Genomic DNA, 19,034 nt, shown 5'->3' on the forward strand with positions numbered 1-19,034 from the left:
TTTTAGGCATTAAGTAATTGAGTAAGAATGGCGTTTTGGCCATGCATTCTATTTTCGGCTTGCTGCATTAATAGCGACTTATCGCTATCAATTAACGAGCCTGTAATTTCTAGGTCGCGATGGGCAGGCTGACAGTGCATTACGTAGCTAGCACCCGTTGCTTCCATCAGCGCCTCATTTACCTGATAAGGCATGAACTTTTCTTTGATCACTTCAAGTGGCGTATCGTCACCCATTGAAAGCCATGTATCTGCATAGATAACGTCTGCGCCGTTAGCTGCACTAAGGTCCGTGCTTTCAACAATCGATACACCTGTCTTTTTTGCAATCGCCATGGCTTGCGCCACAATTTCAGGGGCCGCTTCGTGACCTTTTGGTGTTACTACCACTTGGTTGCAACCTAAAAGCGCACCAACAATTAATAGTGAATGGGTCACATTATTGCCGTCGCCTACGTATGCCATGGTAAGACCTTCGGTCTTGCCAAAGCGTTCAAACATAGTGAGGTAATCGGCAAGGCCCTGACATGGGTGGTATTTATCGCACAGTGCGTTAACTACCGGTACTTTGGCCGCTTTAGAAAAGGTCTCTAGGGTTTCGTGAGAAAACACGCGAGCGACAATCGCGTCAGCCCAGCAGGCTAAGTTAGCTGCGGTATCTACTGCATCTTCTCGACCTGCTAATTTGCCCGACTGTGCATCTAAGTACACCATATGACCGCCAAGCTTATTAATACCAATATCAAAGCTTACACGGGTTCGCAAAGACGGTTTTTCAAACAGGGCAACGATTGATTTTCCTGCTAGCACATTGTTGTAACTTGCCGGTGCTTGTTTAATTTCTACAGCCAATTGCAGCAAGTTTTTCATTGCGTCTGGTGTCCAGTCTGCAAAAGTAAGTAGGTCCTGTTTCATTGTACTTCTCCGGCATTGCCTTTTGTTACGTCGGTGTGGTGTAAGTCAGCGTTTGTCGACTCTGAGTTTGCCAGCGCTGCGGGCAGAATTTGTGTGCCCGTTTTCTTATTTAAAATATCGTTGATATCAGCTGCCCAGCTTGCGATGTAAACCGCGCGGTCTAGGCTTTCTGCAGACGCAAGTGCCGCATCTACTTTTACTTTCATTCCGTCTGTGATTACGCCTTCATCTGCGTACTTTGAAATACTTGTAGCGTTAAGTTCGCTAATTAGCGATTTGTCGCCATCTAGTACACCTTCAACATTAGAAAGTAATAAAAGTTCCGCGTTAAGAAGTTCAGCAATAACCGTGGCTGCTTGATCAGCATTTACATTCAGTAATCTACCTTGTGGGCTTGAACCAATAGAGCTAATTACCGGAAGTGTAGACTGTGCTAGTACGCTTTTTAGGAAAGAAGCATCAGCTGTTGAAGGTACACCTACCGCACCATATTGATCAGCCAGTGGGTCGCATACCACCATATTTCCATCTAGCAGAGATAAACCAACTGGCGTAATACCCGTGGCAAGTGCCGCTGCACAAAGCTGTTTGTTCGCAGAGCCCGCAAGCGCACCACAGATATAAGGCATGTGCTCATCGGGCGTAACGCGAAGGCCATCAATTTTCGTACTTTGAAGACCTAGGCTCGCCATTAGGGTCTCAACCAACGGGCCGCCACCATGAACTACCACAACTGGGCGTATGGCTTGAACTTCTTTTACGCTTAAAAATAAGCGTGTCATTGCTGCTGCATCGTCAAGCAATGCACCACCAACTTTAATTACGATAGGTGAAACACTCATAGTACTAACCCTGTTTCTACTGGTTGTTTCGTCATTATATTAAGGCACTGAATAGCCTGAGAGGCTGCGCCTTTCATTACGTTGTCTATTGCAGCGGTAACCACCGCATACCCAGATGCTTCATCTAGCTTCCAGTGAAGATCAACAAATGGGGTATGAGCAACGTCGTCAATTTTTGGGAAACTGGTACGCAAACGCGCAATAGGTTTATCAGCATAGGCGTCAGTGTACGCTTGTTCAAGCTGCTCGCTGGTGGTACCAGCTTTTACCTTCACGGTGACCGTTGCCAAAATACCTCTTTTGAAGTTGCCAAGGTGCGGGGTGAAGATAACGGGTGTGCCTAAATACGCTTCAATTTCAGGCGTATGGCGATGACCTAGTACGCCATATGCTTGAAGACTGACCTCAAAAAAGCTGGTGGTTAAACTGGCTTTTCTACCTGCACCTGATACGCCGGAAACGGCATTAATTACAGGGCGTACATTTGCATCAAGCAAGTTATTTTCAGCAAGTGGTTTAAGTGCACTAAGACTAGCCGTGGGGTAGCAACCCGGAACAGCAATAACATCTGCGCTAGCAATCTGTGCTTCGTGCCACTCGGCAAGACCGTAAACGGCTTGAGTTAGGCTTTCCTTTTGCGTATGAGGAAAGCCATAAAACTGTTCGAAAACTTGGGTGTCTTTCAACCTAAAGGCACCTGATAAATCAAGTACCTTTGCTTTACCTGAAGATAAGACAGGCATCCAGTCGTGGCTTGCTTCATGTGGCGTTGCTAAAAAAATAAAATCAACACCATTAGCCATCTCTTTTAGGGCTGCATCTGAGATAGGCGTGAGCGTAGCGTTGACATGGGCCAAGTTGCCGTGAAGCTGTGCGATATTTTTATCCGCATCGCTACTTTTCTCAGATACATAAGTACCCGCTAACTCAAGTTTTGGATGTTGATTAACCAACTGAACAAGTTGTGCACCTGTGTAACCACTGGCACCAATAATTGAAACGCTATACATAATTTAAAAATTCAATAAAAGGAGAAAAAAATCACTTTTTACCTTTGTAAACTGGTTGGGCGAATATCCTTGCCTAACCGCGACCACATTACAAAGGTAAAAAGTGTGCTACTGAATAAGCATAGATGTGCACACGCATCGTCGTGCGCTATGCATGGTGTAGCCAGCCAGGGGAGAGATAAACTCTTTATCGTTGCTAGTGGTTGAACCAACAACGCGAGTTGGTTGTGTCATCATCAATTCCTATAAAGTTACAACCCGAATTTACGGGTTGGATGCTTTAACCGTGGACTAGTGTATCTAATTTGAATGTTTATGCAATAAAAATGTATAAATATTTTATCTTATATTTATGCTGTTTCGTCTTTAAAAAGATACTTAATAATATATTTATAGTTATGACAGTAAGTTGACAACAAGCCCAATAGAACTGAATATTTATATCTGGCACCTAATAAGTAGTCGTTGTACTTATTTATGGCAGCGTTGCTGCTTAATCAGCTAAGAATCTAGTCTGTTTTTGCAAAGGAAAACGGGCCCTAATTGTAAAGCGCAAGTAGCGCATGAAATCAGACAGTGATAAGTGATAGGTTGCTATAGACCTAAACAGAAGACTGTGAAAATAGGTTGTTGGGATTAAACTCGGAAAATAAAATGAGCAAACTTACTTTAGCGCTGGTTGCGCACGATCATAAGAAGCCCGAATTGCTAGCATGGGTTAAACAGCATATTGACGTGCTTAAGCAGTGTAATTTGGTGGGGACAGGAACTACGGGCGGCTTAATTGCCAACGAAACAGGGTTAGACGTCACACGCTATAAAAGTGGCCCGCTTGGTGGGGACCAGCAAATAGGCGCGTTGATCGCAGAAAACAAGCTAGACGCACTATTCTTCTTTTGGGACCCATTGAACCCAGCGCCCCACGACCCCGACGTGAAAGCGCTATTGCGGCTGTGTTCAGTGTGGAACGTACCAGTAGCCTGCACACCAGCCACAGCAGATTTAGTGATCACGTCACCGCTCTTCCTATCTCCCGAATACAAGCCAGTTAAACCTAACTTCTAAGGCTTTAAGGTACACACTATTGTCGCTACGTGCCTTTGTTCAAAGTAGAGGCTTTAATTTAAGCCTCGTTGAACGAATTGGTAAGTAGCGTCCGCGGCTTTATTGGCAATTCCTGCCTTTATATCATTAGTCTCGATGGGCGTTGAGGTCAATACACTTTCATTTAACACCTGTGAAGCACTATCAGCATTGATTTTGCCGAAGGACGACGACACAAAAGCTTGGCCCATTGACCACAGGTTATTTGAAATACTCTGCCCAGTAACGTTTTCTACGGCTAAGTCTACAGCGTTATACATAAGGCCGCCTATGCCGCCATATAAAAAGCTACCAGCCAAACTAGCCGCGGCGGCAGTGTGGCTAGAGGTGGTTGCCTCGTAAATATCAGAAACTACGGGCAGGTGGTTTGCAATATTTAAGACATCAAAGCCATCTTTAAGGTTAAGCCCGTCATCACCGAATGCGTTTGTGTATAGCGTGTCGAATAAAGTTGGGCTGGTTTCACTTTGATTAATACTAGCATTGCTAAGGTTAGAAGTTGCGCTGGTAGCTGTATTGGTGGTGTCGCTATTAGTGGATAACGCTTGAAATATATTGTTTTGCAATGCAGTTAATAACGTACCTTGCATAGCGGCTATAGCATCATCTGAAAGTGCATTACTTATAGTTGTCAGTGGTGAGAGAGCATCTTCTGCAAGACTTGTAGCACTGATATCCGCAACGGTATCTGATGTACCCACTGGTTCATTCGTCTGACTCTGTTGTTCAAGTAATAATGAGAAAATAGACGGCAAAGACTCGCCGCTTTTTGCCGCTTCAATATCTGATGTTGTTGAAGAATTTGTCGATTCCACAGCTTTACTGCCATTGAAGCCTGACGCTAAATCAAGCTTTGATAACAGTGCATTGAAGCCAGATCCAACAGAGCTGGTGGTTGTGTTTTCTAAGGCCATAACATCCCCTTACCCGCAGGCATATAGTTGATTTGTAAAGGTTTTGCAAATAGAGAAAGTGAACGAGATTTCTTCTGATTTGTTCGTTTAAACTTGCTCCTGTCAGGTCATGGATGGCACTTAAATTACACACTGCATAAAAAATAATACTGAGCAATGTCATGAAAGTTCGATGCCATATACACACACTTATCGCAATCTTTACACTTGGGGGCTGCGCCCAAACAATTACTGAAGAGGAGCAAGTGGTTCAAAATAGCCCCACTAACCCCAATGTGTCGCAACGGGCAGTTAGTCAAGTAGAAGACGAACCGAAACCTGGTCATCCGCGCTATTCACCACCCAGAGCGCAGCCCACGCCCACTTTACATGTGCCTACCGGCTCTTTATTTAACCCTGAGCAATCAATAGGGCTCTATGAGCGTCATGCGAACTTTAAAGTAGGGGATATGATACTGGTTAAGCTTGATGAGCAGACCCAATCAGAGAAGTCTCTTGATTTTAATACCGACAAAAATACTTCGTTCGATTTAGCGCCTGTCACATTGAAACTAGGTGGTATTCAGGTTGAAGGAGATGATGTTGAAGTAGAGCATGAGCAAGACAGCGAATTTGCTAGCTCCGCTCAAACCAAACAATCAAACTCAATGAGCGGCAGTATTACAGTGTACGTAACCGGCATAACCCCTGCTGGAAATTTACTTGTTACCGGAGAAAAGTGGATAACCATGAATAGGGGAAAAGAGTACATTCGCTTTTCCGGAGAAGTACGTAAAAAAGACGTTGATGAAAGTAATACCGTGTTGTCATCTAAAGTTGGTAACGCATTAATTGAATACAGCGGTACGGGTGAACTGCAGGACAATCAGCAGCCTTCGGTAATCGGCAAGCTGTTTTCAATTTTTGGTTAGTGACGAGAACCCCATGTACAAAAGCCGATTACGTAAAACGCTTACTGGGTTAGTTTTGTTCTCGTCATTAATGGTGATTAAGCAAGCGTGTGCTCAATGGGTGCAAGGCGAGTCTACCGTGGCTCTCGCAGGGGCTGAGTTAAGCGATATAAGAACCAGTGCTATACAAAACGCTATCGCAGATGCGGCTTTTCAAAGTGGCAGCACGATTTCAGCGCAAGATATTATGGTAGATGGTTTACTGCTTTCTAGTAAGGCAGAAATTCGCTCTCAGGGAAGAATACAGCGTGTAGAAATTATAAGTGAAACACTTAAAGACGACCTACTTACGGTAGTGGTAAACGTTAATATTACGCCTTTGTTTAACTGTACTAATAATGGGTTAGCCCATCGGATACTAGTAACGGAGTTTTCTTTAACTTCACCGCAGCAAGCCGCAACCGGTATGCTCTATTCTTTTGGTAGTCATGTATCTCAACGTTTTACACAGCAGCTCAATGGGCTTTATAACGGCAATAGTGTTAGCCAGATTCCCGTTTCACTCATTAACGTAAATACTTGGCTAACCTCTAGTCTCTCTGATGTCGATTTGACGGCGATGTCCACGTACCTTCGAAATGAGTATGGTCAGCAATTTGTGGTATTTGGGTTTGTTAAAGACATTTCGCTTTTCGAGCAAGTGTCACAAGCAACGTCGGTATTTGAAAGCGATAGTACGGCACTTCGCAGAAACTTTACTGTTCAGGTTTACGTACTCGATACGTTTAAAGCAAAGGTTATTTTTAATGATAGCTATCACAGTGAAGCAGACTGGCCGTTCTCTCAACACGATTCTGTAGACAGTAACAATAGCCTTTTGTGGCGAAGTGATTTTGGTCGAATGGTGCTAAACACTATACACGCTGCCATTACCGATATTCATGGGGCATTACAGTGTGAAACAACCTATGCGCAGGTTATAGATATATCGCCTGACTATATTGCAATCGACCTAGGTAAAAATAGCGGTTTGGTGGCAGGAGATAAATTTTCACTCGTAAAGCAGCGCGCGTTACCCACCCTAGGGTTATCAAGAAAATCGGGTTTATTTTCTAGTAATACCCTTACTTTAGAGGTATTTGAAGTGGCTGACGAAGTTAGCTTGCTTAAGGCTGAGCCAGGTAGTGATAGCGTACATGTTGGTGATTTTGTGACGCCACTAACCTTATCCGTAAAACAAAAATTATCTGAGGCTCAGCCATAAAAAAGGCTGGCCGAAGCCAGCACTTTTTACGGTGGGTAAGATGGGTAAAAAAGGCTAAGCGTTAAGGCTTAAATATCTCGCGTAGCTTACGTTCTTCTTCACGCAGTGCTTCTAGTTTCGCTTGTTGCTCAGATGACAAAACTTGAAACATGGCTTGATACTGTTTGGCTTTCTCAACTTTAGCATTTACAAGGTCGTCTTTGTATTGGGCGAAAAGCGCGTCCCAAGCGTCTTGAGAGAAAGACTGGCTACGAACCAAATCCCGCTGGGCATCTTTAAAATTGCGTAGCTTCTCTCTATTCGCTTTAGATGTATCTTTGAATGACTCGCGAAGTTCTGTAAGGCTGGCTACTTGTTCGTCGGTTAATTCAATGCCTTCGAACAAAAATTCCCTAGGCTTGCGTTTAGGACCTTTAACCTCACCATCCATTCGTTTTGCAAAGCGTGCTTCTTGTTTTGCGAAAGCATCATGATGTTTTTGTCTATCTAATTCTCTTTTAGCGTCTCGAGCTAAGAGAGTTGCCTGTTGCTCTTCATTTAGCACGTTGTAGATATCGTGGCGCAGTTGAGCAAAAGCAAAATGCGTTGCTTCGCGCTCTTCAATCTGGGTTTGGATAAAAGCGCTTATCTGGGCTTCAGTGGCGCTTGCAAAATCTAGGTTAGGTTTTTCAATATCACCAAATTTAGGTCGAGGGTTAGCGTCTTTGAATGCGCTTACGAGTGTTTTTATTTCTTCGCGCTGAGCGTCACTTAAGCTGATGCCGCGAAGATGTTTAACAATTTCTTTTACCGGTTCGTGGTGACGCATTCCAGGCCCGGCTGGCTGCGCCAGTGCAAGGCCACCTAAGCCAATCGCTGCTACTGCTACACTAGCAATTAATAACTTTTTCATTGTCGTCTCCTTTTTTCGGACATGCTAACTCTAGCGTGCGCACCTAAAAAAGCAGTCAATGCAGTGTAAAGCTTATGTAAAGGTAAAGCCGATTTGTGATTGTAAAGGTCTGAAAAGATATAGTACGCGTTTTGTCAGTGTTGTTTGTAAGCTTAAGGCGAAGCACCCCGAAAGCGTAGGTTGAGTTTTATCTAATTTACAGGCATTTTCATGAATCTAGCAGTTAAAGAGTTTAATACCATGAGTACAGATTTTCACTTGCAGTCTATCCTTGTTATTGATGATGACCTAGAGCTGACAGAAATGCTTTCCACGTATCTATCGGGTATGGGTTATCAGGTGCAAGTGCGCAACGATGGCGAAGAGGGGCTATCCGAAGCGATCTCTGGGCGTCATTACGACCTGATATTGCTTGACGTGATGATGCCTAAAATGGATGGATTTGACGTATTGAAAAAGCTTCGAGCAAGCCACAGTACGCCGGTGCTTATGCTTACCGCTAGAGGCGATGACTACGACCGCATTTTGGGCCTCGAGATGGGGGCCGATGACTATCTACCTAAGCCCTTTAATCACAGGGAGCTCGTTGCGCGAATAAAAGCGATTGTTCGCCGTCATAATTTGTCATCTACGGGCGGAGCCGTTGAGCAGGACTTATTCGTTAACGGTATCTTTTTAAGCCCTAGCAGTCAGCTGGCGAAAGTGGATGATGTCGAACTAACGCTTACAACAACGGAATTTTTAATTCTGCGCCTGTTAATGCTCAACGCTGCTCAGCGAGTAACAAAAGAAGAGATAAGCTTAAAAATACTGGGTAAGCCATTACAGGCTTTTGATAGAAGTATTGATATGCACGTGAGTAACTTGCGCAAGAAAATCGGTGCAGTAGCCAGGGATGAAAAAATTAAAACTATCCGAGGTGTAGGGTATATGCTAATTGTTGGAAGTCATTGATGGTAAAACTGTTACGCAGTATAAGCCCAACGCGGGCCATCATGGGCCGATTGTTTCTTTGGTTTTGGGCTACATTCATTGTAACCGCCTTATTGGCTATATGGGGCAGCCGCCTTTTCTTTGAAGATCTTGAAATTGTGCCTATAAAGCCACGTGAAGTTGCTGCTCTTAATCAAGTGGTGGAGCGCATACAAGAGGATCGTTTCCAAGACGCACCATTACGCGGAGCGCTAGATCGTCATTCCCGTGGAGGGAGAGGGCGAATGGTGGCCATCGATATAAGTGATAACCGTGTTATTTCAGGTGGTGGTCCACCGCTTCGTAACGAAGACAGAGATGATTTACTTAGATTGGTAACACAAACGTCACCCATAGCGGTGAAGCGTGGCGCATTTAAAATATTGGGGCCGGTTTTCTTTGAGCGCAACGGTACCCGATTTGCGCTTTTCTCAGTAAGACTGGAAATGCCTGATAAGCAAACTCCTCCCATTTTACTGTTTCTTACAATTGCGTTGATCACCACCATTTTATTGAGCTGGTTGTTTGCGAAATCACTGACTAATCCCATACTGCGTATCCAAAGCTCAGCCAAACGCATAGCGAGCGGTGACTGGCAAGCGCGGGTGGGCCGAGCAGCTAAGCGTCAGGATGAGCTAGGACAGCTTTCTCGTGACTTTAATAAAATGGCTGAGCAATTAGAGTCTATGTGGGGGGCGCAAAAGCGTTTGTTAGCCGATGTATCCCACGAGCTTCGCTCTCCGCTGGCGCGTTTGCAAATGGCGCTTGGGCTTGCTCATCAGCAAAACGTAGATCCTGAAACGCTATCTCGAGTCGAACGAGAGGCTGAGCGTATGGAAGCACTGGTGAGCCAGCTGCTTACATTAAGCCGAGCTGAAGCTGGCGAAGCGACGATGGTAAAACAAATGCTTTCGCTAGTGCTCAACGATGTCTTTACCGATGCGAATTTTGAAGCAGCAAACAAAAACAAGCAGCTAAAAATTGATGATATTCCCAAAAAGCTTGTTGTTGTTGACAATATGATGCTTTGCCGCGCGGTCGAGAATGTTCTACGCAATGCTATACGACATAGCGAGTTCTTAACACATGTTTCTTTTAGCGAAGATGCTAAGCAATGGTGCATTCATATTACCGATGACGGCGAGGGACTAACTGTAGAAGAATGCGAACGTATATTTTCACCTTTTTACCGAGCTACGCTTGCCAGAGAGCGAGAGTCAGGAGGGGTTGGTCTAGGTTTATCCATTGCAAAAGCGGCGGTTGAGTTGCATCATGGGCGCATTATCGCTGAACCTGTTGAGCGCGGTGGGCTGCGAGTCACTCTGTCATTCCCGAAGTAGTAACCTATACTTTGACAGTAGTATGTAGCTTCACAACGAGCGCAAATTGACCGTTATAGGGTATTTATGAACTGGACGTTCACGTCGGAAGAGAATTTAGCCAGCACCTTTGCCACTCACATTAACCCGTTTTGGCAGGAAAGTGTTACTGAAAGCCACTTCACCGGCAAAGATGATATAAAGGTGCGCTACGCCTACTGCATTCCTGAAACGCCGCGAGCAACTATCGTTATTTGTTCTGGGCGTATAGAGTCTTACTTAAAATACAAAGAATTTATTTACGACCTCTATCAAAATGGCTTTGCGGTTTTTATTCTTGATCACCGAGGGCAAGGCCTGTCAGACAGAATGACACGGGATCCCCAACACGGCTATGTTGCGCATTTCGATGACTATGTAGACGATTTCGTTGCCTTCGTTGAGTCTATCGTTAAGCCTATGCAACAAGGCCCTTTGTTGTTAGTTTGCCATTCAATGGGCGGCGCTATTGGTGCGCTTACGCTATTGCGTTTACCCAATTTGTTTTCTAAAGCTGTATTGGCTTCCCCTATGTTCGGTATTAAACCTTCATTGCCCAATTGGTTGGCAAACGGTTTAATTCGCACTGGTCTTGCGGTGAATAGAATGAAAAAAGCCGATGCAGGCTACTTTTTTGGGCAAACCCCGTATATCGCGTTTCCTTTTTCTTTGAATAAGCTTACCCATAGCAAATCCCGCTACGCGTTGTTTCGCGAGCTTTATGACGAAGAGCAAGATATCCAGCTTGGGGGCGTAACTACCGAGTGGTTGGCCGCAGCCCATCAGGCCATGAATAGAATTGAAACTAGTGCGGGGGCAATCACTACCCCGTCGCTGGTTTTAAGCGCCGACGATGACGCCATAATAGATAATAAGCGCCAACGGCGGGTGGCACACCTAATGCCAAATGCTGAGCTTGAAATTATACCAAGGGCTTATCATGAGTTATTCACCGAGTCAGACGACATTCGCGAGCGCTCTCTTTCCAGAATTTTAGACTTCTTGTCTGCAGAGTAGGTGATGAATTGCTGTGTTTCGTTATAGAATGAGTCGGTTAATAACAGTGAAGGTAGTTTAAAAAAACATGCTTGATGTCGTACTTTATCAGCCAGAGATCCCGCCAAATACGGGAAATATTATCCGTCTATGCGCAAACAGTGGGTTCACACTACATCTAATCGAGCCCTTAGGGTTTGAGTGGGACGACAAGCGAGTACGACGTGCAGGTTTAGATTATCATGAATTTGCTCACGTAAAGCGCCATGCAAACTTAGAAGCCTACCTTGAAGACGCGAAGCCGAACCGCGTATTCGCTTGTACAACAAAAGGCAAAGCGTTTCATAGTGATGTATCGTATAAAAAAGGCGATGCACTTATATTTGGCCCTGAAACTCGCGGCTTACCGGACGATTATATTCAGTCGTTACCTCCAGAACAGCGCGTTCGCATTCCCATGTTGCCAGACAGTCGCAGCATGAACCTATCTAATGCCGTATCTGTCTTTGTATACGAAAGCTGGCGTCAGTTTGGCTACGAAGGTGCCCGATAGTAGAAGGTAGGCAAAAGTTGCCTGAAGATATACCTGTTAAAAACGCCCTGTAACAAGGGCTTTTTTTATGCCTAATGTAAAGACAGCGTAAAGCCCCTTAAAGTCAGTTTTCATTCAGCTTCGCTCATTAGTATAGCCATTGAATATACACAAATGAGTTAGGAGTAACATTATGAAACGCATAACACTGAGTATCATTACCGGCGTTTGTTTACTAGTGGCCGGGCAGGCTAGCGCGCACTCAGGCCATCACTCTCATGGCAAAAGAGGCAAAAGTGAACCAGTAACTGTTATCTCGCAGCCCGTCCGTTCTTTGGTTGACGTAGTCATTAGCGTGCCTGAAATTGGAGTATTCGTTAACGTGTTACCAAGCGCACATAGGGTTGAGGTTGTTAATAACCACCGCTATTACGTTGCGAACAACCACTACTATCGCAAACATGGAAACCGCTATGTGGTTGTAGATTCACCCTATAAAAACGCGAAAAAAGCTAAACGCTATAAACGTAATAAGCAAAGTTACCGAGGCGATAGCAAAGTTATTGTAGTAAGGGAAGGGCGTTAATTATTGGGTCTGAATGATAAGGTCGACAGCAGGAATTAAAGCGAAGCGTAATGAGTAATTACGCTTCGTTTTTCAAATCTCGCCCAAGCAGCGCTAAGGCCGCTTCCTTCGGTGATTTACCATGATAAAGTACAGCATATATCTGTTCGCAAATAGGCATTTCTACACCCACCTTTTTAGATAATACATGCACTTCTTCTGTATTGCGGTAACCTTCAACAACCTGACCAATTTCTTCAATGGCAACATCAACACTCTTTCCTTGGCCCAGTGCCAAGCCGAAGCGTCGATTACGCGACTGATTGTCAGTACAGGTTAATACTAAATCGCCAAGGCCTGCCATGCCCATAAAGGTTTCTGGGTTGGCCCCTAACTTCACACCTAAACGAGAAAGCTCTGCCAAACCACGAGTGATAAGTGCCGTTCGCGCATTTGCTCCAAACCCAAGGCCGTCGGCTAGGCCAGCGCCAATAGCGATAACGTTTTTAACCGCGCCACCTAATTGAACACCGGTAAAGTCTGAGTTTTTGTATACTCTGAACGACTTTGCACAATGAAGCTTTGCTGCAAACTCGTCACTTAAAGCATCGTCGGTAGAAGACAGTGAAATAGCGGTGGGTAGACCAGCTACCATTTCTTTAGCAAAGGTAGGCCCGGATAAAACAGCTAAAGGGTAATCCGTTCCCAGAATTTCTTCTGCCACATCGCGAAGCAAGCGCCCAGTCTTAGGTTCAAGCCCCTTGGTCGCCCAAATGATACGTTGATGCGGTTTAAGCAATGGTTTTAAGCTTTGAAGCATAGCTGCAAAAGCATGGCTAGGAACCACTACCAAGATGTCTCGGCTGGCGGCAACCACTTCTTCTAAGTTGGCATTTACAATCAGTGAATCGGGAAAAGTTGCGCCAGGAAGATAACGGCTGTTTTCTCGATTCGCTTCCATTTCAGTAATGTGCTTTTCATCGCGACCCCAAAGCAGTGTTGGGTTGCCATTTCTGGCAAGACAAAAAGCAAGGGCGGTGCCATACGACCCCGCCCCCAATACTGACACTGAAACCGACTCAGAAACCGAATTCGACTTCATGTTCACCTGCTCCATGGAACTAATTAGGCGTCCATTTTAGGCGCTTCGCCTTGCGCTTGTTGTGCACGTTTTTGCACATAAGCCGCAAAGATAGCGTCAAAGTTAACAGGCGCAAGGTTAAGTGGAGGGAAGGTGCCACGGTTAACCAAGTTAGAAATAGTTTCACGCGCATATGGGAAAAGCATGTTCGGGCAGAACGAGCCTAGCGTGTGCGCTTTGTTTTGATCTGGCATTTCGCCAATAGCAAAAATACCTGCCTGTTGTACTTCGCAAAGGAAAGCAGTCTCTTCACCTAGTGTTGCAGTAACAGTAACTGAAAGTACAACTTCAAAAGTGTTTTCTTCTAGTTTGTTAGTGCTAGTGTCGATGTCTAATTTAATTTCTGGCTTCCACTCTTTAGTGAAGATAGCCGGTGCGTTTGGAGATTCAAAAGAAATGTCTTTTGTATAGATACGCTGAATATTGAACTGAGCACCTTGTTGCGCCTGTGCGCCTGCTGCTTCACCTGGATTTGTCTGATTTTCGTCAGCCATGGTATTTCCTATTTAATTGTCGTTTTAATTTAATGTAGTGCGTTGCTCTATGCGCTGACGCTTACGCTAAACCCAGCATAGAGTTTAGTTTGCTTTGTGCTTCTAAAGCCATCATATCGTCACAGCCACCAACGTGCTGATCGTCAATGAAAATTTGTGGGACAGTCCAGCCGCCATTTGCGCGTTCAATCATTTCGTCGCGTAGCTCGGGCTTAACGTCTATTGGGTATTCGATAAATTCTACACCTTTTTGCGTTAACAGTGCTTTCGCACGATGGCAGTAAGGGCAATGACCCTTGGTGTAAAGTTCTACTTTGCTCATAAAGGTTACCTGTTATTTAGAAACGGGAAGGCTGGCATTTTGCCACGCGTTCATTCCGCCTTTTAATACATTCACATTCGCGAAGCCATCTTTAAGCATCGCATTTGCTGTACCACGAGCCTGATTACCCATAGCGCATACTACGATAATGGGTTTGTCTTTGCTGTTTTCAAGTTTCTTGAAGTTTTTCTCACGCACTTCTTCAGGTTTAATTTGTCTGGCTCCTAAAATGTGGCCAGCTTTAAACTCTTTTGCAGGTCGTGTATCTAACACTATCGCATCATCTTTATTAATTAAAAGTGTTGCTTCATGTGTGCTTAATTCTTTTACTGAAGATGTCCATGTACTGATATAGCTAAATATCAACATGGCAATCAGCGCAACCCAAATACCAGCAAGAATAATATTGTTGCTAGCAAATTCTATTAGTTGATCCATTACCTCTAACCCTGTCTACAGACCATGAAAAGAGTGCAAAGTATATAGAAAAATGGGCGAGAAACCAGCTTACCTTTCAGTTAGCTAAGAGACTTTCACCATGCTTTGATCATAAATACTTTAGATGATTGATATTACGAATAAATTGCACTGGGCATATGGGAAGCCGTCAGATACACTGGATGTTGTTATTAATAGTAGTGGTGAAATACAGCTAGTCAGGCAGTTGGCATCATTGCAAAGGTAGAGGTTTTAAGCGCACGTTATGTCAGCACGTTCTTTTCTTTCAGTTATCGGATGCATACTAGCTCTGGCTGTTATGCCAATTGGAAGTGATGCGTTAGCGCAAGACGGCGACGCTAGTGCGCAAAGAGAAAAGTTAGCTAAACTTCAGGCCGAGTTACGTGCACGACAGCAAGTGCTTGAAAACAATAAAGCCAGTGCAGAAGAGCTAAAAGCCGTGCTAAAGGCTTCAGAGCTTGATATCGCAAAAGTTGCAAAAGCGTTATCTACCACCGAACAAGCACTTAAAAGCGTTAAGCAAGAAGAAGCTACGCTAAAAGAAGAGCAAGATGCATTGAAAGTTGCTATTCGCAAACAACAATCCTTACTGGCAAGTCAACTTAAAAGTGCGTTCATGGCAGGTCACTATGACTACGCTAAAATGCTTTTCTATCAAGACGATGCGCGTACTTTTGAACGTGTTATTACCTACTATCAATACGTGGCGAAAGCGCGCCAAAAAGAAATCGAAAGTTTTAGAAGTAATGTCGCAAGACTTGAAGACGTTACTGCCGAACTCAGTGAAAAAGCATCGTCTCTCGCCGACCTCAAAGACGAGCAAGAAGGTCAGCGGGCAGTACTTATCACCCGGCAAGCCGACCGCAAAGCAACGCTAAAGAAAATAAATAAAACCATTGCTTCAGAAAATCAGCGCATTGCGTCCTTACGAGACGATGAGAAAGCCCTTAAAGGTGCTATAGAAGCAGCGCGTATAGCCGCTGAACGCGCTGCCCGTGCCGCTGAGTTCAGCATGAATGGACTGGCTAAGCGAAAGGGTAAACTTCCCGCACCTGTAAAAGGCAGAATACGCCATTTATTTGGAAGTCGCCGCCAAGGCGAAGTATCTTGGAAAGGTATTGTGATAGACGGCGCTGAGGGCGATCCTGTAAAAAGTATTGCGCCAGGGCGAGTATTGTATGCCGATTGGCTGCGAGGGTTTGGTCTAGTGGCTATTATCGATCATGGCGAAGGCTACATGAGTGTTTATGGCCACAATCAAGCGCTACTTAAGCAAGCAGGTGATGATGTAAGTCAAGGGGAGCGTATTGCCCTTGTTGGTCGAAGCGGTGGTCAGGAATATCCTAACCTTTACTTTGAAATTCGTCACAAAGGCAAGGCGCTAAATCCGAAAGCTTGGTTGGATTAAATCGTTAACGCCACAATAATGTTTAAGCAATGACTTCAAATGTCGCTGTATCCGGTAAAGGGCGTTGAGGTTTGCCTTGACCTAAGCCAGCCAGTTCACCAATTTGCTTAGCATCGAAACCTGCACTACTAAGCGCACTTTCTAATGCCTTTCCTGGCTCTATGCCTTCACTTTTCAATTGCTCAACAATAGACGTCGCGTTTTCACTGGTAAGTGAATCAGCGTCGTATTGCTCTAAAATCGATTGCAAAGCCTGTGTTTGCTCGTCAGTAAGTGATGTTTGCTGACCCTTTGGTGGCGGTGGTGGAGTACTTGGTCTAAGTTGTTGTGCTGCTGAAGAATCATTAATACCTGAAATCATAGTGAAACCTTAAATGCTGGGTGGTCGTTAACCATAAAGTATCGACCTCTCACTGATTTTTTTAGTGCGTAGCACTAGATTTACGCAACATTTACCTCCCTTTACAAAGGTTGTTCATGATTCACCTGTAATAAGACAGCAATAAAAAACTAGTTTTGTTGAAAGTACGCTTGTTGTTGGTATGCTTAACGTTAAAGTGAATACATTCACACAGTGCGCTTAATAATAATGATGAAAAACGGATGTGACCTAGATGCTTTTGCGTCTGCTAATGCCTTGTATAATCTTTGTTTTATGCGGGCTAATTAGCCCTAAAGTAAACGCAAAGTCAGACATAATAATAATATTAGATGACCTGGGATACAGGCCGTCCGATGTCGCTGCTTTTGCCCTCCCTAAAGAAATTACGTTTTCCATACTTCCACAAACTCCATTGGCATCTGAAATTGCGCGCCGTGCTGAGCAAGAGGGCAGGGCGGTTATGCTTCATATGCCCATGCAAGCCCAAAACGGTAAAAACATGGGCCCGCTCGGGTTAACCACGGATATGTTTGCCGGGGCTATTACCTATAACTTGCGCAAAGCGATGAAAAGTGTGCCGAACGCAGTAGGTGTCAACAACCACATGGGCAGTGCCTTTACCGGTCAGCAAGAAGGAATGGAAGCACTGTTAAAAGAGGTGAAGCGCCAAGGCCTGTTCTTTGTCGATAGCAGAACTACTGTGCTAACTAAAGGTGAAGAAATTGCGCAGCGTTTGGGTGTGCCTAGCGCAAGCAGACAGGTATTTCTGGACCATAAATTAGAGCCATCGTTCTTGTTGAAACAGTTTAACCAAATGAAACGCATCGCTGAAAAGAATGGGCACGTTGTGGTGATTGGTCACCCTCATCCTGAAACGGTCGAGTTCTTGAAAACGCATTTACCCTTACTTGAAAAAGAAGGTTTTACTCTTACTTCCGTAGCCGACTATTTTTCACACGCACCCAAAGTGGCTAAACAGTTTGGTAAAGAAGGGAATCAGACTGCTCAAATCACTCGTGTAGATGTAAGCAAAACCAGCTCTGAAATAAGTGAAAAGGATAGGTTTGTTAGCAGAGGGTTTGTGCAGAGTACTACTTTATCTAAAGAAAGTACTGCAACCAAAGAAAGTACCTTGGCCAAAGAGATGACTGAACTCTCGACTACAGCGCCTAACGAGTAACATCTTCGCCTTTTTTCTTACTTAATTAGTCTATTTTCATCTCGATAAGATCAAAATTTAATGTGGGAACGTTTCTCATTTTCGTGAGTCTGTTATAATATAACGTCTCTGGCGAATAATTCGCGTATACATTTTCAAGCACGGTGGTAATTAGAGTAATGACTCCAATTGACGAGAATCCAACAAAACTAGACAAACTTGGCATTTGGGTGTCGAGCTTGTGTGCGCTGCATTGCCTTGCGCTGCCTGTTTTGGTGCCTCTGTTACCGCTTATTGGTTCTAGCTTTTTTGCACAAGTATGGTTTGAAAGAACTATTCTGACGTTCTCACTAATCGTAGGGGCAGTAGCCTTGATTAGCGGTGCCATTCGCTACCACGGCAAATATTACCCGCTGGCACTACTGTTTACTGGTGGCGCAATTTACTGGCATAAAGATATTTTTGGGCATCATTACGAGCCATTTACTATTGCGGTAGGGGCAGGATTAATTGTAGCGGGTCACTGGGTCAATATGCGCCTGTGTCGACAGTGTAAGTGCTGCAAAAATACAGTGTTTTCAGACCACCTATCTACTGAGTTTAAGTAGCCAGTAAAAAAGAGTTTAAAGAAACGAGCCAGTGGCTCGTTTTTTTATATCTGGTGTTATTAAAAGAACTTAGGCTTACGAAAAAAACGTGACCTAATCAGATAGGGTATTAAGTGCTACATTTGGCAGGTTAGTAAATATGCCGGTTACACCCCACTCTTTAAGCATTAGCATATCTCTAGGTTCGTCCACTGTATAAACGAATACATCAAAGCCTTCCTGCAGCGCAGTTTGTACGAACTGCTTATTAACCGCGTCTAGCGCAATATTTACCGAGTAAGCACTAAGGGCCCTTGCGCTTGCCGTGCAGTTTAATTCATAGCTTGCGGTTAAAGCGCCAATTTTTATTTCCGGCCATAGGCGTGTGATCGCTTTAAGCCAGTGATGATTAAATGAAGAGATAAGTAGCTGGCTAGTGCTTATGTTGCTTTGCTTCAGTGCCTTCTTTACGTCTTCTACCCAGCTATTTACGTCATGCAGATGCTTAATTTCAATGTTGCACCACTTATCACTTGGAACGCATTGAAGGGTTTCTGAAAGAGAGGGGATGTGCTCGCCATCGCCAATGTCCATCTGTTCGAGGGATTGCCAAGGCGTATCTAACAAATAACCTGTCTCGCGGGCTCTACGTGTAAGGGTTCTATCGTGAAAAACAATAATGCCGCTTTCGTGTTGATAAGTATCAAATTCAATGCCGTCGGCTTCTTGTTCGAAGGCCAGCTTAAAGGCTTTTAGCGTATTTTCTGGGGCGGCTTTACTAGCGCCACGGTGGGCAAAAATTAGCATCTACATTCCCTTCTCAAGTCTC

23 protein-coding genes are annotated in these 19,034 nt (G+C 44.4%); 11 read left to right on the forward strand and 12 right to left on the reverse strand.

Going from position 1 to position 19,034, the window contains the following annotated elements:
* Window positions 1–2: 2 nt before the first annotated feature.
* The 4 genes from IW644_RS14490 to IW644_RS14505 all read right to left on the reverse strand — a co-directional run bounded on the left by IW644_RS14490 (window position 3) and on the right by IW644_RS14505 (window position 3,000).
* Window positions 3–914: an ornithine carbamoyltransferase gene (locus IW644_RS14490; RefSeq protein WP_269918190.1), complete on the reverse strand. Its 912-nt coding sequence runs from the start codon at window positions 912–914 to the stop codon at window positions 3–5.
* Window positions 911–1,756, reverse strand: coding sequence for an acetylglutamate kinase (gene argB, locus IW644_RS14495; protein WP_269918191.1), 846 nt, complete (start codon window positions 1,754–1,756; stop codon window positions 911–913). The genes IW644_RS14490 and argB overlap by 4 nt, the downstream gene beginning before the upstream one ends.
* Window positions 1,753–2,766 carry an N-acetyl-gamma-glutamyl-phosphate reductase gene (argC, locus tag IW644_RS14500; protein WP_269918192.1) on the reverse strand — a complete coding sequence of 338 codons (1,014 nt, stop codon included), beginning with the start codon at window positions 2,764–2,766 and terminating at the stop codon, window positions 1,753–1,755. The genes argB and argC overlap by 4 nt, the downstream gene beginning before the upstream one ends.
* 108 nt (window positions 2,767–2,874) lie before the next feature.
* A complete protein-coding gene (locus IW644_RS14505) occupies window positions 2,875–3,000 on the reverse strand; it encodes a hypothetical protein (protein WP_259462663.1) in 126 nt (41 codons plus the stop codon).
* A 420-nt stretch (window positions 3,001–3,420) separates the two neighbouring features.
* On the opposite strand from IW644_RS14505, the gene IW644_RS14510 reads away from it, so the two are divergent.
* Window positions 3,421–3,831: a methylglyoxal synthase gene (locus IW644_RS14510; RefSeq protein WP_269918193.1), complete on the forward strand. Its 411-nt coding sequence runs from the start codon at window positions 3,421–3,423 to the stop codon at window positions 3,829–3,831.
* A 53-nt stretch (window positions 3,832–3,884) separates the two neighbouring features.
* On the opposite strand, the gene IW644_RS14515 is transcribed toward IW644_RS14510, so the two are convergent.
* Window positions 3,885–4,784 carry a hypothetical protein gene (locus IW644_RS14515; protein WP_269918194.1) on the reverse strand — a complete coding sequence of 300 codons (900 nt, stop codon included), beginning with the start codon at window positions 4,782–4,784 and terminating at the stop codon, window positions 3,885–3,887.
* Window positions 4,785–4,945: 161 nt separating this feature from the next.
* On the opposite strand from IW644_RS14515, the gene IW644_RS14520 reads away from it, so the two are divergent.
* Both IW644_RS14520 and IW644_RS14525 read left to right on the forward strand, forming a co-directional pair.
* The gene (locus IW644_RS14520; protein ID WP_269918195.1) at window positions 4,946–5,695 is read left to right on the forward strand and encodes a flagellar basal body L-ring protein FlgH; all 750 of its coding nucleotides are present in this window, start codon (window positions 4,946–4,948) and stop codon (window positions 5,693–5,695) included.
* Between the two features lie 13 nt (window positions 5,696–5,708).
* Window positions 5,709–6,938: a flagellar assembly protein T N-terminal domain-containing protein gene (locus IW644_RS14525; RefSeq protein WP_269918196.1), complete on the forward strand. Its 1,230-nt coding sequence runs from the start codon at window positions 5,709–5,711 to the stop codon at window positions 6,936–6,938.
* Between the two features lie 61 nt (window positions 6,939–6,999).
* Here IW644_RS14525 and IW644_RS14530 read toward each other — a convergent pair whose 3' ends face one another.
* Window positions 7,000–7,830, reverse strand: coding sequence for a Spy/CpxP family protein refolding chaperone (locus IW644_RS14530; protein WP_269918197.1), 831 nt, complete (start codon window positions 7,828–7,830; stop codon window positions 7,000–7,002).
* Between the two features lie 210 nt (window positions 7,831–8,040).
* Here IW644_RS14530 and IW644_RS14535 point away from each other — a divergent pair, with 210 nt between their 5' ends.
* The 5 genes from IW644_RS14535 to IW644_RS14555 all read left to right on the forward strand — a co-directional run bounded on the left by IW644_RS14535 (window position 8,041) and on the right by IW644_RS14555 (window position 12,274).
* Entirely contained in the window at window positions 8,041–8,784 is a 744-nt protein-coding gene (locus IW644_RS14535) for a response regulator transcription factor (RefSeq protein ID WP_179982186.1), read from the forward strand.
* Window positions 8,784–10,142, forward strand: coding sequence for an ATP-binding protein (locus IW644_RS14540; RefSeq protein WP_269918198.1), 1,359 nt, complete (start codon window positions 8,784–8,786; stop codon window positions 10,140–10,142). Before IW644_RS14535 ends, IW644_RS14540 begins: the two co-directional genes overlap by 1 nt.
* Window positions 10,143–10,208: 66 nt before the next feature.
* On the forward strand, window positions 10,209–11,177 hold the full coding sequence (locus tag IW644_RS14545; protein ID WP_269918199.1) for an alpha/beta fold hydrolase: 969 nt from the start codon (window positions 10,209–10,211) through the stop codon (window positions 11,175–11,177).
* Between the two features lie 67 nt (window positions 11,178–11,244).
* Complete coding sequence (trmL, locus tag IW644_RS14550) at window positions 11,245–11,709, forward strand: tRNA (uridine(34)/cytosine(34)/5-carboxymethylaminomethyluridine(34)-2'-O)-methyltransferase TrmL (RefSeq protein ID WP_269918200.1); 465 nt, start codon at window positions 11,245–11,247, stop codon at window positions 11,707–11,709.
* Between the two features lie 172 nt (window positions 11,710–11,881).
* A complete protein-coding gene (locus IW644_RS14555) occupies window positions 11,882–12,274 on the forward strand; it encodes an NAD(FAD)-dependent dehydrogenase (RefSeq protein WP_269918201.1) in 393 nt (130 codons plus the stop codon).
* A 58-nt stretch (window positions 12,275–12,332) separates the two neighbouring features.
* On the opposite strand, the gene gpsA is transcribed toward IW644_RS14555, so the two are convergent.
* From gpsA to IW644_RS14575, 4 genes are all read right to left on the reverse strand, one after another.
* On the reverse strand, window positions 12,333–13,370 hold the full coding sequence (gene gpsA / locus IW644_RS14560) for an NAD(P)H-dependent glycerol-3-phosphate dehydrogenase (protein ID WP_269918202.1): 1,038 nt from the start codon (window positions 13,368–13,370) through the stop codon (window positions 12,333–12,335).
* Between the two features lie 8 nt (window positions 13,371–13,378).
* Window positions 13,379–13,888 carry a protein-export chaperone SecB gene (secB, locus tag IW644_RS14565; RefSeq protein WP_269918203.1) on the reverse strand — a complete coding sequence of 170 codons (510 nt, stop codon included), beginning with the start codon at window positions 13,886–13,888 and terminating at the stop codon, window positions 13,379–13,381.
* Between the two features lie 61 nt (window positions 13,889–13,949).
* Entirely contained in the window at window positions 13,950–14,210 is a 261-nt protein-coding gene (grxC, locus tag IW644_RS14570; RefSeq protein WP_269918204.1) for a glutaredoxin 3, read from the reverse strand.
* Between the two features lie 12 nt (window positions 14,211–14,222).
* Window positions 14,223–14,648 carry a rhodanese-like domain-containing protein gene (locus IW644_RS14575; RefSeq protein ID WP_269918205.1) on the reverse strand — a complete coding sequence of 142 codons (426 nt, stop codon included), beginning with the start codon at window positions 14,646–14,648 and terminating at the stop codon, window positions 14,223–14,225.
* A 265-nt stretch (window positions 14,649–14,913) separates the two neighbouring features.
* Here IW644_RS14575 and IW644_RS14580 point away from each other — a divergent pair, with 265 nt between their 5' ends.
* Complete coding sequence (locus tag IW644_RS14580; protein ID WP_269918206.1) at window positions 14,914–16,077, forward strand: murein hydrolase activator EnvC family protein; 1,164 nt, start codon at window positions 14,914–14,916, stop codon at window positions 16,075–16,077.
* Window positions 16,078–16,099: 22 nt separating this feature from the next.
* On the opposite strand, the gene IW644_RS14585 is transcribed toward IW644_RS14580, so the two are convergent.
* Entirely contained in the window at window positions 16,100–16,438 is a 339-nt protein-coding gene (locus IW644_RS14585; protein WP_269918207.1) for a hypothetical protein, read from the reverse strand.
* A gap of 253 nt (window positions 16,439–16,691) precedes the next feature.
* On the opposite strand from IW644_RS14585, the gene IW644_RS14590 reads away from it, so the two are divergent.
* Both IW644_RS14590 and IW644_RS14595 read left to right on the forward strand, forming a co-directional pair.
* On the forward strand, window positions 16,692–17,639 hold the full coding sequence (locus tag IW644_RS14590) for a divergent polysaccharide deacetylase family protein (protein WP_269918208.1): 948 nt from the start codon (window positions 16,692–16,694) through the stop codon (window positions 17,637–17,639).
* Window positions 17,640–17,797: 158 nt separating this feature from the next.
* Window positions 17,798–18,226: a MerC domain-containing protein gene (locus tag IW644_RS14595; protein WP_269918209.1), complete on the forward strand. Its 429-nt coding sequence runs from the start codon at window positions 17,798–17,800 to the stop codon at window positions 18,224–18,226.
* A 93-nt stretch (window positions 18,227–18,319) separates the two neighbouring features.
* Here IW644_RS14595 and IW644_RS14600 read toward each other — a convergent pair whose 3' ends face one another.
* Window positions 18,320–19,012, reverse strand: a complete 693-nt coding sequence (locus IW644_RS14600) for a glycerophosphodiester phosphodiesterase (protein WP_269918210.1) — start codon at window positions 19,010–19,012, stop codon at window positions 18,320–18,322.
* Between the last annotated feature and the right edge of the window lie 22 nt (window positions 19,013–19,034).

The sequence above is a fragment of the Alteromonas sp. PRIM-21 genome, from assembly GCF_027563165.1.
Classification (GTDB): domain Bacteria; phylum Pseudomonadota; class Gammaproteobacteria; order Enterobacterales; family Alteromonadaceae; genus Alteromonas; species Alteromonas macleodii_A.

Bases quoted from the DNA above. Each gene is read 5' to 3' on its own strand.
- gpsA (WP_269918202.1), bottom strand. From the start codon at position 13,370: ATGGAGCAGGTGAACATGAAGTCGAATTCGGTTTCTGAGTCGGTTTCA.
- trmL (WP_269918200.1), top strand. From the start codon at position 11,245: ATGCTTGATGTCGTACTTTATCAGCCAGAGATCCCGCCAAATACGGGA.
- IW644_RS14535 (WP_179982186.1), top strand. From the start codon at position 8,041: ATGAATCTAGCAGTTAAAGAGTTTAATACCATGAGTACAGATTTTCAC.
- IW644_RS14590 (WP_269918208.1), top strand. From the start codon at position 16,692: ATGCTTTTGCGTCTGCTAATGCCTTGTATAATCTTTGTTTTATGCGGG.
- IW644_RS14490 (WP_269918190.1), bottom strand. From the start codon at position 914: ATGAAACAGGACCTACTTACTTTTGCAGACTGGACACCAGACGCAATG.
- IW644_RS14585 (WP_269918207.1), bottom strand. From the start codon at position 16,438: ATGATTTCAGGTATTAATGATTCTTCAGCAGCACAACAACTTAGACCA.
- argB (WP_269918191.1), bottom strand. From the start codon at position 1,756: ATGAGTGTTTCACCTATCGTAATTAAAGTTGGTGGTGCATTGCTTGAC.
- IW644_RS14595 (WP_269918209.1), top strand. From the start codon at position 17,798: ATGACTCCAATTGACGAGAATCCAACAAAACTAGACAAACTTGGCATT.
- IW644_RS14545 (WP_269918199.1), top strand. From the start codon at position 10,209: ATGAACTGGACGTTCACGTCGGAAGAGAATTTAGCCAGCACCTTTGCC.
- IW644_RS14580 (WP_269918206.1), top strand. From the start codon at position 14,914: ATGTCAGCACGTTCTTTTCTTTCAGTTATCGGATGCATACTAGCTCTG.
- IW644_RS14530 (WP_269918197.1), bottom strand. From the start codon at position 7,830: ATGAAAAAGTTATTAATTGCTAGTGTAGCAGTAGCAGCGATTGGCTTA.
- IW644_RS14520 (WP_269918195.1), top strand. From the start codon at position 4,946: ATGAAAGTTCGATGCCATATACACACACTTATCGCAATCTTTACACTT.
- grxC (WP_269918204.1), bottom strand. From the start codon at position 14,210: ATGAGCAAAGTAGAACTTTACACCAAGGGTCATTGCCCTTACTGCCAT.
- IW644_RS14525 (WP_269918196.1), top strand. From the start codon at position 5,709: ATGTACAAAAGCCGATTACGTAAAACGCTTACTGGGTTAGTTTTGTTC.
- IW644_RS14540 (WP_269918198.1), top strand. From the start codon at position 8,784: ATGGTAAAACTGTTACGCAGTATAAGCCCAACGCGGGCCATCATGGGC.
- IW644_RS14510 (WP_269918193.1), top strand. From the start codon at position 3,421: ATGAGCAAACTTACTTTAGCGCTGGTTGCGCACGATCATAAGAAGCCC.
- IW644_RS14600 (WP_269918210.1), bottom strand. From the start codon at position 19,012: ATGCTAATTTTTGCCCACCGTGGCGCTAGTAAAGCCGCCCCAGAAAAT.
- IW644_RS14575 (WP_269918205.1), bottom strand. From the start codon at position 14,648: ATGGATCAACTAATAGAATTTGCTAGCAACAATATTATTCTTGCTGGT.
- IW644_RS14505 (WP_259462663.1), bottom strand. From the start codon at position 3,000: ATGACACAACCAACTCGCGTTGTTGGTTCAACCACTAGCAACGATAAA.
- IW644_RS14515 (WP_269918194.1), bottom strand. From the start codon at position 4,784: ATGGCCTTAGAAAACACAACCACCAGCTCTGTTGGATCTGGCTTCAAT.
- IW644_RS14555 (WP_269918201.1), top strand. From the start codon at position 11,882: ATGAAACGCATAACACTGAGTATCATTACCGGCGTTTGTTTACTAGTG.
- argC (WP_269918192.1), bottom strand. From the start codon at position 2,766: ATGTATAGCGTTTCAATTATTGGTGCCAGTGGTTACACAGGTGCACAA.
- secB (WP_269918203.1), bottom strand. From the start codon at position 13,888: ATGGCTGACGAAAATCAGACAAATCCAGGTGAAGCAGCAGGCGCACAG.